This is a genomic window from Streptomyces luteogriseus (assembly GCF_014205055.1).
Taxonomy (GTDB): domain Bacteria; phylum Actinomycetota; class Actinomycetes; order Streptomycetales; family Streptomycetaceae; genus Streptomyces; species Streptomyces luteogriseus.
The window spans coordinates 5,357,742-5,371,501 of the sequence record NZ_JACHMS010000001.1 but is presented as its reverse complement, the minus strand read 5'-3'; the positions used below and the strand labels follow the sequence as shown (position 1 = coordinate 5,371,501).

Sequence of the window (13,760 nt, the reverse complement as noted above, 5' to 3'; positions counted from 1 at the left end):
GGCAGTCGTTCCCCACTGCCCAGAACAGTAAGCCCCACCACTGACAACGCCCCGGACCGGCGACGCGCGTCCGACGACCACGCCGCGTCACCTCACAAGCGACCACGCCGCGTCATCTCACAAGACGCTCGGAGCACCTCCTCGCGTTCCCTTTTCGCGGAAACGCCTCAGGCCCGTTCCGTCACCACCGCGGCCTGGGGGCGGATCGGGAGGCGGTTCACGGGGCGGCCCGTCGCGGCCCGGACGGCGGACGCGACGGCCGCCGGGGAGGTCACCACCGGCACCGCGCTGACCGCCTTGGCCCCGAAGGGGGCGACCACGTCCCGTTCCTCGACCAGCCGGACGATGCGGATGTCGGGTGCGTCGAGGGCGGTCGGGAGGGCGTAGCCGGTCAGGTCGGGGTGGCGGACGATGCCGCGCGGCGTGCGGAGGTTCTCCGTGAGGGCGATGCCGACGCCCTGCGTCACGCCCGCCTCGATCCGGGCGGCGAGCTGGGCCGGGTTCAGGACGCGGCCCACGTCCTGGGCGACGGCCAGTTCCACGACCCGTACGGAACCGATCTCGATGTCCACGTCCACCACCGCGCGGATCGCGCAGAAGGCCATGCCCACGAACGCGTCGCCCTGACCGGTCTCGTTCAGCGGCTCGGTCGGGTGCGGGCGGCACTGGGCCGTGGCCCACAGTTCCTTGCCGTCCAGCGCCTCGGTGACGGTCGTGGAGAGGACCCCGTCGTACGACGTGATCTTGCCGTCGGTGATCTGGAGCAGCTCCGTCGACATGCCGAACTTGTGGGCCAGCGGCTGGAGGAGCTGCGTGCGGACCATCTTGGCCGCGCGCTCCACCGCCCCGCCCGAGACCCAGGTGTGGCGGCCGCGGCAGCCCGCGCCCGCCGGGGGCTGGTCGGTGTCGACCGGCGCGACGTGCACCTCGTCGATGCCGAGTGTCTCCTGGACGATCTGCCGGGCCAGGGTGGTGAAGCCCTGGCCGGTCTCGACGGCCGCGCACAGGACCGTCGCGACACCGTCGTGGACCTTCACGGTCGCCGTGGAGACCTCGTCCGCGCCCTCCGCGCCGAGCATGTGCACCATGCCCACGCCGTAGCCCACGCCCCGGCGCACCGCGCCCGGTTCGCCCGCGCCCTCGGGCCCGCCGGGCAGCAGCCACTCGTCCTCGGGGGTGTCCTTGGGCAGTGGCGGCAGCGGGAAGTCCCGTACGGCCTGGAGCAGTTCGGCGACCGGGGCCGGGCAGGTCACGGTCTGGCCGGTCGGCAGCACGTCGCCGGTCGCCAGGGCGTTGCGCAGCCGTACTTCCGCCGGGTCGAGGCCGAGCTTCTTGGCGATCTTGTCCATCTGCGCCTCGTAGGCGGCGCAGACCTGCATGGCGCCTTCGCCGCGTACGTGGCCGGACGGCGGGTTGTTGGTGCGTACGGCCCAGCCCTCGATGAAGGCGTTCGGGACGACGTAGGGGCCGCAGGCGAAGGCGACGGCTGCGGCCAGGGCTTCGGAGGAGGTGTCGGCGTAGGCGCCCGCGTCGAGCAGGATCTGCGCCTCGACCTTGACGAGTCTGCCCTCGCCGTCGGCGTGGTGGCGGTAGCGCAGCAGGGTCGGGTGCCGGTGGACGTGGCCGAGGAAGGACTCCTCGCGCGTGGCGGTGAGCTTCACCGGGCAGCCGGTGCGCAGCGCGAGCAGGCCGAGCGGGAGCTGGAAGCCCTGGTCCTCGCGGTCGGCGGTGGCGCCGGGGACGCCGGTCACGACGACCTTGACGCGCTCGGGTTCCAGGCCGAACGCGGCGGCGGCCGCGTCGCGGTCGGCGTGCGGGTCGGTGGAGGCGAGGTACAGCTCCACTCCGCCGTCCGGCCGCGGCACGGCGAGGCCGGCCTCGGCGCCGATGGGCGCGGGGTCCTGGCGTCCGATGCGGTAGAGGCCCTCGACGACGATCTCGCCGGCCGCCTCGGGGTCGCCGTGGCGCAGCGGGATGTGCCGGATCAGGTTGCCGTCGGGGTGCAGCGGCTCCGCCTCGAAGGCCTGCTCCGGGTCGGTGACCGGGTCGAGTACCTCGTACTCGACGATGACGGCGGCCGCCGCCATGCGCGCGGTGTCCGGGTGGTCGGCGGCTACGGCGGCGATGGGCTCGCCGTGGTGGCGCACGACCTCGGAGGCGAAGACCGGGCGGTCGGCCGTGCGACGGCCGTGCAACGGCCTGCCGGGGATGTCCTCGTGGGTGACGACGGCGCGGACGCCGGGCATCTCACGCGCGTGGGTGGTGTCGATGGACACGATGCGCGCGTGCGGGTGCGGTGAGCGCAGCACGGCCGCCCACAGCAGGCCCTCGGCCCAGAGGTCGGCGGCGTACGGGAACGTGCCCTCCGTCTTGGCGCGGGCGTCGGCCGGCGGGAGCGAGGCGCCGATGCCGTGCGGAAGCGGTTCGGGGGCGGGGGCGGCCTCCGCGGCCTGAGCGGTGGCTGCTTCGTTGCTCACGCGGGGCCTCCGTCCTGGCCGTAGGGCTGGTCGTGCGCTTCTGGGGAGTGCGGTTCCGGGGTGTGCGGTTGCGGGGGCGCTCCGAAGGCCGATGCGTTCACGCCACCGGCGCCCGGGCCCGCCTGGTGCGGGATGCGGGGCTCGTCGGAGTCGCCGTCGGCGGGCGTGGAGTGCGCCTGTCGTTCGGCGACGACTTCCTGGACGGCGTCCACCACGCCCCGGTAGCCGGAGCAGCGGCACAGGTTGCCGCACAGTGCCTGGCGGGTCTCCAGCTCGGTGGGCGCCGGGTTGCCTTCCAGCAGGTCGTGCAGGGTCATCGCCATGCCGGGGACGCAGAAGCCGCACTGCACGGCGCCGCAGCGCGCGAGCGCCCGCTGCACGTCCGACGGCTGCCCGTCCTCGGCCAGGCCCTCGACGGTGCGGACCTCGCTGCCGGCGGCGGTCACGGCCGGGACGAGGCAGGACGCCACGAGCCGCCCGTCGACCTGGACGTTGCACGCGCCGCACTCGCCCTGCGAGCAGCCGTCCTTGGCGCCCGCGAGTCCGAGCCGCTCGCGCAGCACGTACAGCAGGGACTCGCCGATCCAGGCGTCGCCCACGGGACGGTCGGTGCCGTTGACGCGCAGGACGTAGGAGGCGAGGGGGTGTTCCTCCTGGGGGGCAGCCGGGGGTACGTCGTGCGGGGCGGCCGCGGACGGGGCGGTCGCGGCGGGGGCCGTGTCTTCGTCCGGGACCTGGTCATCGGCCGGAGTCGGGTCCTCGGCCGGCGCCGGGTCCTCAGCCGGAATCTGGTCCTCGGCCGGGGTCTCGCCGTCGGCGGTCTCCGGGTCGGTGCCGACGTACGCGTCCGGGAGGGGCCCGGCAGCGGGCTCTGGGGGGCTGTCGGCGGCCTCTGGGGGCCCTGGAGCGTCCTCGGGGAACTCGGAGGGCGCACCGGCCTCACCGAGGTCGGGAGCGGCCTGTGAGGCCTCCTGGGCGTCCTGCGGAAGCGCGGCCGGTTCCGGGTGCGCCCCGGGCCCGGGCTCCCCGGAGAACCCGTCATGGGCCTCGCTGTAGGGCTGCCCGGCGGCGTGACCGGCGGAGCCGGACGCGTCCGGCCCGTGTTCGGCGAAATCCGGGTGTTCCGGCCGGTGCTCGGCGAGCTCCGGGTGTTCCGGCCGGTGCTCGGCGAAGTCGGACGGCTCGGCACCGGGGTCGGCGAAACGGGACGGGTCCACCGCGTGGCCGGCGGCCCCGGGCTCCCCCGGCGCGTACGCGGCACTCCCCGGGGGCTGCGGCGCGTGGCCGTCGCCCGGCGTCTCCGGGCCGTGGCCGAACTCCCCGGGCCGATGGGCGTGACCGTGACCGGTGTCCTCGTGGACGCCCGGCGCGTGGACATCCTGCGGGTGGTGTCCGGGCCCGGCCTCCGGGCCCGCCTCCTGCGGCAGCGGCCCGGCGGCCTGCTGCTCCGGTGCGTATCCGGAGCCCTGCGCGTATCCGGAAGCGGGGGCGGCGTCGCCCTGCCCGTGGCCCGCCGTGTCCTGCGGGTCCTGTCCCCACGGCCGGCCCGTGGCCTGCGTCGCCCAAGGCGCGGCCGCGCCGCCGGGCAGCGTGGCCGGCGGGGTGCCGCCCCACTGCTCGACCAGGGAGGACGTGGTGAACTCACCCGACTCGTCGGGAAGGTCGCCCCCGGCGACGGGGATGGACCACTGCCCGGTCACGTCATGGCCGGGCGCGCCTCCGGCGGCCGCCGCGGTCTCCTCGAAGTTCCACTGCCCGGTCGTCCCCGGGTTGTACGTGAACCGGTCGTCGCCGCCGTGCGGCCGCGCCGTCGCGTCGGGACCGTAGGGCGTGCCGGGACCGTGGGGCGCGTCGGGACCGTAGGGCGCGTCCGTGCCGCCGTAGGACTGCTCGGGCACGTCGTGGCCCTGCTGGTGGTGCGCGCCGTGCTCGTGGTCGTACTGCTGGTGCCCGGCGTTCGGGTCGTGCCACTGCGCCCCGTCGACCGGGGCACCCGGTACCGGCCACGCGCCCGTGGCGGCCGGGTCGATTCCGGCGGTCGTCGCAGGGTTGACCGTTATCTGCGGCGGAACGTAGCCGTGTCCGGGTGCGGCCAGGGGGCTGTCGGCGGCCAGCAGGGCGTCGACGCCCCCCTCGGGGAGTTGGACGAAGGCGGTGGCGCCGTCGTCGTACTCGCCCTGGGGCAGCGGGTCCCAGCGGCTGCCGCCCCGGGGCGTGCCCTCTCCGTGCTGGTCGTCGCTCACGACAGCGCCCTCCCCAGTGCTCGTCGGGCCAGCGCGGCGACGGTGCGCCGCAGGTGCAGTACGGCGGGCGGAAGCTGTGCGACCGAGCCGTCCTCGGCCGGCGCCGCGTCGGGGATGCAGGCCGCGGCGACGTACTCGCCGAAGGCGCTCAGCGCCTCGGGGACGAGCGCGCGGTTGTTGTCCCAGTCGATGAGGCCGGCGACCCACTGCTCGGCGTCCAGGGGCCGCAGCGGCATCGGCGCTATGGCGCCCACCGCGCAGCGCACACCCCGGCGCGCCGGGTCCAGGACCAGGGCCACGGACGCCACCGCGCGCCCCGGGCCGGTCCGGCCGGTCGCCTTGAGGAAGACCTGCGGGGCGTGCAGAAGCGGTACGCGCACGTAGCCGATGAGTTCGCCGGCGCGCAGCATGTCCATCCCGGCCAGCAGGTGCGACACGGGGATCTCCCGGCGGGCTCCGCCCGGGCCCGCGACGATCAGTGTCGCCTCCAGGGCGGCCAGCACCGGCAGCGCGTCCCCGGTGGGAGCGGCCGAGGCGATGTTGCCGCCCAGGGTGCCCGCGTTGCGGATGTGCGGCGGGCCCGCTGCGCGTGCGGCGGCGGCGAGCGCCGGGATCAGGGCCGCGAAGTCGGGGCGGCCCATACGCGCGTGCGTGAGGCCCGCGCCGAGCAGTGCGTGACCGTCCAGGTACTGCCAGCCGCGGATCTCGCTGATCCGGCCGAGCCCCACCAGGGCGGCGGGCCTGAGCTGCCCGGAGTTGACGGCGGCCATCAGGTCGGTGCCGCCCGCGACGGGCACGGCGGCGGGCACGGCGGTGAGCGCCGCGACGGCCTCGTCCAGCGTCGTGGGCAGCGTGACGGCCTGCGCCGCCTGCGGTGCGTGCGTGGTCAAACCGGCTGCCCCTTCCCGCTGCCCCACCTGGTCCCACCTGTGCTGCCGTACGGTACGTGCTGACAGGGCGGACGTGGCAACTCTGGCACATCTTGGCGAGAGCCGAAGACACGGGTCCGCTAGGAGGCATTCGCCCACCTCACCGGCGAGATGGTCCGTTTTCGCACTGGTTCACCAGTGCGTGCCGATTGGCACTTTCGGTGACCCTTGTGCGCTTTTTCCGTGGCCTGTTCGAGCTGTTCGGTCGTGACGGGCGCCGTTACCGGTGGGGCGGCGGGCCGTCGATCGGACGGCCGAGCACCCCGGGGCGCCGCTGCCAGGGCAGGGGGCCTGTGGGGGGCCGGTAGGCGACGCCCAGGGCGTCGAGCCGCCGGTAGTGCGCGTCCATACGGCGCCGGAAGCCGGCGAAGTCCCTTTCCGTCGGGGCGGGCAGGGCGCTCCAGGCGACCTCCGCGAAGGCCGCGAGACGGGGGAAGGCCTGATAGTCCACGCGCGCGTGGTCCTCCATCACCTCGGTCCACAGGTTGGCCTGGGTGCCCAGCACATGGCGGGCCTCCTCGGGCGTCAACTCCGGGGGAACGGGCTCGAACCGGTAGACGTCCTCCAGGGTGCGCACCCACCCGATCGGTACCGGCTCCTCGGGGCCCGGGTCCTGACGGTGGTCCAGGTACACCTGCTGCTCGGGGCACATGACGACGTCGTGGCCGGACCGGGCGGCGGCGATGCCTCCCGCGTAACCGCGCCAGGAGGAGACGGCGGCGCCCTCGGCCAGCCCGCCTTCCAGGATCTCGTCCCAGCCGATCAGCCGGCGCCCACGCGCGGAGAGCCACGCGTCGAAGTGCCCGACGAACCAGGACTGGAGCTCGTCCTCGTCCGCGAGCCCGAGTTCCCTGATCCGCGCCTGTGCGGTCTCCGACCGGCGCCACTGGTCCTTGGGGCATTCGTCGCCGCCGACGTGGACGAACTCCGAGGGGAACAGCTCGAGCACTTCCTCGAAGACGCCCTCGTAGAAGCGCAGGGTGTTGTCGGTGGGGGCGAGTACGTTCGGGTTGATCCCCCAGGTGTCCCAGACGGTGAGGGCGGTGGAGTCGATGACGTCGGTGTTGCCGAGTTCCGGGTACGCGGCGATGGCGGCCTGCGAGTGGCCCGGCACGTCGATTTCGGGGACGACGGTGATATGCCGCTCGGCGGCGTAGGCGACGATCTCGCGGATGTCGTCCTGGGTGTAGTAACCGCCGTGCGGCTTGTCCTCCCACAACGGCGAGGCGCGGTGGCCGGTTTTCGTACGGGTGCGCCAGGAGCCGGTCTCGGTCAGCCGCGGATGCCGCTCGATCTCGATGCGCCACCCCTGGTCGTCCGTCAGGTGGAAGTGGAAGACGTTGAGTTTGTGCGCCGCCATCAGATCGAGGTAACGCAGCACGCCGTCCTTGGGCATGAAGTGCCGCGCGACGTCGAGCATCAGGCCGCGCCAGCGGAATCGGGGGGCGTCCTCGATCGTCATGTGCGGCACGGTCCAGACGCGGTCGCGATCGAGCGGGGCCCTGCGGTACGCGTCGGGGCCGAGGAGCTGCCGCAGGGTCTGGGCGCCCCAGAAGACACCGGCCGCGCCGCCGCCCTCGACGAGGACGCCGGAGCCGTCGCTGACGAGGCGGTACTCCTCGGGGCCGAGGCCGGGTGCGAGTCGCAGCCCGATGCCGCCCTCGGCCTCGTCGGGCTCCCGCCCCTCGCGCAGCGGCAGGCCGGTGGCCTGCCGGAGGGCGGCGCCCAGCCAGCGGCCGACGCCCTCCGTCGCGGTGTCGGCGCAGAGCCGGGAGTCGCGCGTCAGCCGCACCTCGCCGGAGCCGGCGGTGGCGCTGCGGGGCGCCGGGATCAGGTCGGTCACGTCAGTCCTTCACCGCTCCGCCCAGTCCGGAGACCAGGCGCCGCTGTACGAGTACGAAGAAGACCAGGACCGGGATCGTCATGACCGTGGAGGCGGCCATGACGCCGCCCCAGTCCGGGTCGTCGGGCTTGTAGAAGACGAGGAGGGCCATCGGCAGCGTCGACTGCGAGGTGTCGCTGATGATGAACGACTTGGCGAACAGGAAGTCGTTCCAGGCGGAGATGAACGAGAACACGCTGGTGGCCACGAGACCCGGCAGGACGAGCGGGAAGAGAATCTGCCAGAGGAATCGCGCCCGGCTCGCCCCGTCGATGTAGGCGGCCTCCTCCAGCGCCTCCGGAACGGCTTTCACGAACCCCCGCAGCATCCAGATCGCGAAGGGCAGCGAGAAGGCGATGTGGGGCAGGATCAGCGAACCCAGCGTGTTCAGCTGCCCGGCGTCCCGCATGAGGAAGAACAAGGGGATCGTGAGGGCTTCCACGGGCACCATCTGGGCCACCAGGAACATGATCAGAAGGGTGGTCCGCAGGCGGAACCGGAATCGTGTGACGGCGGTCGCGGCGAGAAACGCGATCAGCCCGGAGGCGATCACGACGCAGCCCGCGACGACGAGGCTGTTGAGGAAGTAGCGGCCGAATTCCTGCTGTCCGAAGACGCGCCGGAAGGAATCCAGGGAGGGCGCGAGCGTCCACGGCCTGGGTTCGCCGGACTCGATCTCCCCGGCCGGTTTGAAGGCGCTGAGCGCCATCCAGTACAGGGGGAAGGCCACGACGATCGCGATCAGCAGGGCGGAGGCCTCGGCGGCCAGTCGGCCCGGGCGGCGCACACGGGCGCGTGGAAGGTTCACAGTTCCTCCCCCTGACGGCGTAGCAGCCGCAGGTAGACCAGGGTGACGGCGAGCAGGATCAGCAATGTCACGACACCGATCGCGGAGCCCAGGCCGTACTGCGAGGACGCGAAGGCCTGCTGGTAGGCGTAGACGTTCAGGACGAGGTTCTGCCCGGCGATGCCGCCGCCGCCCGTCATGACGTAGATCTGCGTGAAGACCTTGAAGTCCCAGATGACCGACTGGATGGTGACGACGACCAGGATCGGCCGGAGCATCGGGGCGAGCACGGAACGCCAGATGCGCCACTGCGAGGCGCCGTCGAGGGAGGCGGCCTCCAGCACTTCGCCGGGTACCGCGCGGATCCCCGCGTACACGGTCACCATCACGAACGGGAAGGAGCACCAGACCACTTCGAGCAGCACGAGGAAGAACGCGCTGAGACGGCCGTAGGTCCACGAGTGGTCGCCGAGCCCCAGCATGCGGTTGACCGGGCCGAAGTCGGGGTCGAAGAGGAACAGCCACACCGTGGAGCCGGTCACGGCCGGGGTGGCCCACGCGCCCAGGGCCGCCATCATCAGCGCGAGCCGCGGCACGGCCCGGACCCGGGTGAGGAGCACGGCCAGGGCGCAGCCGACCGCGAGCGTGGAGACGACACAGGCGGCCGCGAACAGCACGGTGGCGAGCAGCACCTGCCAGAACCGCGGGTCCCCGAACAGCTCGGCGTAGTTGCCGAACCCCTCGAAGGTGGCCGGCTCTCCGCCGCTGACCTGCGCCTGCGTGTACTGGAAGAAGGAGATCAGCCCGAGCTGGTAGATCGGGTAGACGAGCAGCCCGCCGAGCACGACGAGCGCGGGCGCGAGATACAGCCAGGGCGTCCAGCCACCCCGGACGCGCCCGGCCCTGCCCGCCGCACTCCGGCGCGCCCCCGGTCGCCCGGCACGCCGCGCGTGGGCGTCGGAGGCCTTACGCACGGCCGGCAGCACCCCGACGGCCGGGCCGGCCGCGCCGACGGGGGCCGCTGGGTCGCGCGGAGGGACAACCGAGCCGCTCCCGACCGAACCGGGTCCGGCCGAGCCGCCCCTGCCTGGGTCTCCCCGGTTCAGGTCGCGCCCCGGCGCGCCGGCTCCGTCCGAGTGAGGCCCCACCGAGCCGCCCCCGCCCGCATCACACCCCGTCGCGTCGGCCCCACCCGAGTACGCCCCACCCGAGTACGCCCCCGCCGAACCGCTCTCCGCCGGACCGGCCTCAGTCGAGTCGGCGCTCCTCGGACCGACGGCAACCCGGTCGGCCACCGCCGGTTCACCCGCCGCCGGACCCGCACCGGCCGAACCGGTCCCGACCGAACCAGTTCCAGCCGAACCGGTCCCGGCCTCGGCCGAGTCGGCCCCGGCCAGGTGGTCGGCTTCTTCGGACCGCGCACGGTCGTTCACCGGGCTCACCCCGCGGAGCCGAACGCGTCGTTCATCTTCTTCGCGGCGTCGTCGGAGGCCTTCGCGACGTCCTTCTTGCCGCTGATGACCTCCTGGAACATCGTCGGCAGGACGAGGGAGGAGTCGATCTGGGCCCAGGCGGGCGACGCGGGGACGAACTTGGTGCCGGCGGCAAGGGTCCGCACGAAGGGCTTCACGAACGGCTCCTGCTGCGCGACCTGCTGCCGGACGTCCGTGAAGGTCGGCAGGAAGCCCATCGCGTCGAAGAGTTCGCCCTGTGTCTTCTTAGAGGCGAGCTGCTCCATCAACCGCACGGCGAGCGTGCGGTGGGACGTGCTCTTCAGGACGCCGATGTTGTTGCCGCCCGCGAAGGCCGGTGCGATCGAGCCGGACTTCACACCCGGCAGCGGGACGACGGCGTACTTGCCCTTGACCTTGCCGGCCTCGACGGCGGTGTGGCTGAAGTCGCCGCCGATCGCCATGCCCGCCTTGCCCGCGGCGAACGCGGAGATCGTGTCGTTGCCGCCCATGCCCGCGCACTTGGCGGCCGGGCAGTTGTCGTCGCCGAAGAGGGACGTGTACGCCTTGATGCCCTTGCGGGCCTGCGGGCTGTCGATGCCGGACGCGTACGAACCGCTCTTGCCGTTCGCGAGTTCACCGCCGTTGGCCCACACGAACGGCATCGCGCCGTAGGTGTAGGCGCCGCCGACCACCAGCCCGTACAGCTCGGGCCTGGCGGCGCGTATCGCGCGGGCGGTGGAGGCGAGTTCGTCCATCGTTCTCGGCACGGACAGGCCGAGCTCCTCGAAGACGTCCGTGCGGTAGTACAGGGCGCGGACGCCGACGTAGAACGGGGCGCCGTAGAGCTTGCCGTCCACCGTCACCGACTGCTTCGCCGTCGGGTCGGTGTCCTTCGCCTCGCCCCACGCGCCGAACTCCGCCGTGACGTCGAGGAGTCCGCCGTCCTTCACGTAGCCGGCCGTGTCGGTGTTGCCGTACTCCATCACGTCGGGCGCGGAGGCGGGGTCGTTGAAGGCGGCCTTGACGCGCTGGGCGCGGGTGTCGACCGGGATGTACTCGACGTCGACCTTCGTGCCCTGGTGGGCCTTCTCGAAGCGGGCGACGACGGAGTCGACGACCTTCTGCTTGGGGGCGTTGCCGACCTCCTGGAAGAGCCACACGCGCAGCGTGCCGGTCTTCTCGTCCTTGTCGGAGGAGGAGTTCGAGGAGGTCTGGGGCGCGCAGGCGGTGGCCAGGAGAGCGGCGAGCGCGGTGAGCCCGGCAAAACGGACGGACAGCTTCATGGAGTGCTCCTCCGAGGGAGTGTTGCAACATGCGCAATGAAGGTTTCGCTGTGCACAACACTCGGAGGCTAGGGACTGCATGAACACGCCCACAAGAGGTCTCAACCACTCTGTGACCGGCAGACGCGCCCTGCGCAACGCCCGGACAGCACAAAAGCCCCCAGGGCGCGCAAAACGCACCCTGGAGGCCTCACGCCCCGCGGGTCGGGCTTACTTGTCGCCCTTGCCCTTGTCGTCGTCGCCGGAGCTCATGGACTCGTAGATCTCCTTGCACATGGGACACACGGGGTACTTCTTCGGATCGCGGCCCGGCACCCACACCTTGCCGCACAGCGCCACGACGGGGGTGCCGTCGAGGGCGCTCGCCATGATCTTGTCCTTCTGGACGTAATGGGCGAAGCGCTCGTGGTCACCGTCACCATGCGAGGTCTGCGGCGTCGGCTCAACGAGGGTCCCCGTACCAGTCCCGCGCTCGGGCTCGAGAGTGCTCATAGAGCCAAGGGTACTGAAGCTCACAGCCATCAGTTGAGCGAAGGGTCGTCCGGGTACGTCGCCACCATCGCCAGCTCGCTGCGCTGGCGGCGCAGCACCTCACGCCAGAGCCGCTCGGGAGACGGGGACGAGACGTCACCGGGCTCCGACTCGACGACGTACCAGGCGCCGTCCACCAGCTCGTCCTCCAGCTGGCCCGGGCCCCAGCCGGCGTACCCGGCGAAGATGCGCAGGGAGCCGAGGGCGGAGGCCAGCAGCTCCGGCGGGGCCTCCAGATCGACCAGACCGATCGCGCCGTGCACCCGGCGCCAGCCCAGCGGGGCGGCCTCACCCGTCGCGCCGCCGGGGACGACCGCGACCCCGAGCGCGGAGTCCAGCGACACCGGGCCGCCCTGGAACACGACGCCCGGTTCCACGGCGAGATCCCCCCAGCCCTCCAGGATGTCCCCCACGTCCACGGGGGTGGGGCGGTTGAGGACGACGCCGAGGGAGCCCTCCTCGTCGTGGTCGAGGAGCAGCACCACCGCGCGGTCGAAGTTCGGGTCCGCCAGGGCGGGGGTGGCCACGAGCAACCGCCCTGTGAGCGAGGACACCTCGGTCATGGCAGACATGATCCCGCATTCTCCCTCCGCTTGGGGAGGCAATGCGGCACGGGGAGGGAACGCAGCTCAGGGCGCACCGGAGCGCTCGGCGCGCACGAAACCGGCCGTGACCCCATGTGCCCGGAACGGAACGGTTCGTGTTGTGACAGAGCTATGACGTGTCTGGGTCCTCCTCAGGCTTACAGAAGGGGGGTGGTGGGCGATTACCCTTTCCCTCCTGGCCCCTGCCCGACTCCATGGAACGCGAGATTCATGACCGTCAACGACGATGTCCTGCTTGTCCACGGCGGAACCCCGCTGGAGGGCGAGATCCGTGTCCGCGGTGCGAAGAACCTCGTACCGAAGGCCATGGTCGCAGCGCTGCTGGGCAGCGCTCCGAGCCGGCTGCGCAATGTTCCGGACATCCGCGACGTTCGGGTGGTACGGGGTCTGCTGCAGCTGCACGGTGTGACGGTCCGTCCGGGTGACGAGCCCGGCGAACTGGTGATGGATCCGACGCGCGTGGAGAGCGCCAACGTCGCTGACATCGATGCCCACGCCGGTTCGAGCCGTATCCCGATCCTGTTCTGCGGCCCGCTGCTGCACCGTCTCGGCCACGCGTTCATCCCCGGCCTCGGCGGCTGCGACATCGGCGGCCGGCCCATCGACTTCCACTTCGAGGTGCTGCGGCAGTTCGGCGCGAAGATCGAGAAGCGGGAGGACGGCCAGTACCTGGAGGCGCCCCGGCGGCTGCGCGGTACGAAGATCGCGCTGCCGTACCCGTCCGTCGGCGCGACCGAGCAGGTGCTGCTGACGGCCGTCCTCGCGGAGGGCGTCACGGAGCTGTCCAACGCGGCCGTCGAGCCGGAGATCGAGGACCTCATCTGCGTGCTGCAGAAGATGGGCGCGATCATCGCGATGGACACCGACCGGACGATCCGCATCACCGGTGTGGACCAGCTCGGCGGCTACAACCACCGCGCCCTCCCGGACCGCCTGGAGGCCGCGTCCTGGGCGTCCGCGGCGCTGGCGACCGAGGGCAACATCATTGTCCGCGGCGCCCAGCAGCGCTCGATGATGACGTTCCTGAACACCTACCGCAAGGTGGGCGGTGCCTTCGAGATCGACGACGAGGGCATCCGCTTCTGGCACCCCGGCGGCCAGCTGAAGTCCATCGCGCTGGAGACGGACGTCCACCCGGGCTTCCAGACCGACTGGCAGCAGCCGCTGGTGGTCGCCCTGACCCAGGCCACGGGCCTGTCCATCATCCACGAGACGGTCTACGAGTCCCGCCTCGGCTTCACGTCCGCGCTGAACCAGATGGGCGCGCACATCCAGCTCTACCGCGAGTGCCTGGGCGGCTCGAACTGCCGCTTCGGCCAGCGCAACTTCCTGCACTCGGCCGTCGTCTCGGGCCCGACGAAGCTCCAGGGCGCGGACCTGGTCATCCCCGACCTCCGCGGCGGCTTCTCGTACCTGATCGCGGCCCTGGCGGCCCAGGGCACGTCCCGCGTCCACGGCATCGGCCTCATCAACCGCGGCTACGAGAACTTCATGGAGAAACTCATGGAGCTCGGCGCGAAGGTGGAGCTGCCGGGCAAGGCGCTCGGGTAGCAGGACAGGCAGTGACGC

Annotated in this window: 10 protein-coding genes; 1 reads left to right on the top strand and 9 read right to left on the bottom strand. The window is 72.4% G+C overall.

All coding sequences use genetic code 11. The features are described 5' to 3' along the window. Positions 1-167 precede the first annotated feature (167 nt). The 9 genes from BJ965_RS23765 to BJ965_RS23725 form a co-directional block, all read right to left on the bottom strand. Entirely contained in the window at positions 168-2,477 is a 2,310-nt protein-coding gene (locus BJ965_RS23765) for a xanthine dehydrogenase family protein molybdopterin-binding subunit (RefSeq protein WP_184910564.1), read from the bottom strand. After that, entirely contained in the window at positions 2,474-4,720 is a 2,247-nt protein-coding gene (locus BJ965_RS23760; RefSeq protein WP_184910562.1) for a 2Fe-2S iron-sulfur cluster-binding protein, read from the bottom strand. The genes BJ965_RS23765 and BJ965_RS23760 overlap by 4 nt, the downstream gene beginning before the upstream one ends. Beyond that, positions 4,717-5,610, bottom strand: coding sequence for an FAD binding domain-containing protein (locus BJ965_RS23755; protein ID WP_030837740.1), 894 nt, complete (start codon positions 5,608-5,610; stop codon positions 4,717-4,719). Before BJ965_RS23755 ends, BJ965_RS23760 begins: the two co-directional genes overlap by 4 nt. Before the next feature lie 259 nt (positions 5,611-5,869). Then, positions 5,870-7,492 carry a beta-N-acetylhexosaminidase gene (locus BJ965_RS23750; protein WP_184910560.1) on the bottom strand — a complete coding sequence of 541 codons (1,623 nt, stop codon included), beginning with the start codon at positions 7,490-7,492 and terminating at the stop codon, positions 5,870-5,872. Between the two features lies 1 nt (position 7,493). Continuing rightward, positions 7,494-8,339, bottom strand: a complete 846-nt coding sequence (locus BJ965_RS23745; protein WP_184910558.1) for a carbohydrate ABC transporter permease — start codon at positions 8,337-8,339, stop codon at positions 7,494-7,496. Next, the gene (locus tag BJ965_RS23740) at positions 8,336-9,304 is read right to left on the bottom strand and encodes a carbohydrate ABC transporter permease (RefSeq protein WP_376777937.1); all 969 of its coding nucleotides are present in this window, start codon (positions 9,302-9,304) and stop codon (positions 8,336-8,338) included. Before BJ965_RS23740 ends, BJ965_RS23745 begins: the two co-directional genes overlap by 4 nt. 452 nt (positions 9,305-9,756) lie before the next feature. Then, positions 9,757-11,055: an extracellular solute-binding protein gene (locus BJ965_RS23735; RefSeq protein WP_184910556.1), complete on the bottom strand. Its 1,299-nt coding sequence runs from the start codon at positions 11,053-11,055 to the stop codon at positions 9,757-9,759. Positions 11,056-11,265: 210 nt separating this feature from the next. Continuing rightward, on the bottom strand, positions 11,266-11,547 hold the full coding sequence (locus tag BJ965_RS23730; RefSeq protein ID WP_003990595.1) for a DUF3039 domain-containing protein: 282 nt from the start codon (positions 11,545-11,547) through the stop codon (positions 11,266-11,268). 29 nt (positions 11,548-11,576) lie between these two features. Next, complete coding sequence (locus BJ965_RS23725) at positions 11,577-12,149, bottom strand: YqgE/AlgH family protein (RefSeq protein WP_184917481.1); 573 nt, start codon at positions 12,147-12,149, stop codon at positions 11,577-11,579. 252 nt (positions 12,150-12,401) lie between these two features. Here BJ965_RS23725 and murA point away from each other — a divergent pair, with 252 nt between their 5' ends. Further along, complete coding sequence (gene murA / locus BJ965_RS23720) at positions 12,402-13,742, top strand: UDP-N-acetylglucosamine 1-carboxyvinyltransferase (RefSeq protein ID WP_184910554.1); 1,341 nt, start codon at positions 12,402-12,404, stop codon at positions 13,740-13,742. Positions 13,743-13,760 lie beyond the last annotated feature (18 nt).

Bases quoted from the DNA above. Each gene is read 5' to 3' on its own strand.
- BJ965_RS23735 (WP_184910556.1), bottom strand. From the start codon at position 11,055: ATGAAGCTGTCCGTCCGTTTTGCCGGGCTCACCGCGCTCGCCGCTCTC.
- BJ965_RS23730 (WP_003990595.1), bottom strand. From the start codon at position 11,547: ATGAGCACTCTCGAGCCCGAGCGCGGGACTGGTACGGGGACCCTCGTT.
- BJ965_RS23725 (WP_184917481.1), bottom strand. From the start codon at position 12,149: ATGACCGAGGTGTCCTCGCTCACAGGGCGGTTGCTCGTGGCCACCCCC.
- murA (WP_184910554.1), top strand. From the start codon at position 12,402: ATGACCGTCAACGACGATGTCCTGCTTGTCCACGGCGGAACCCCGCTG.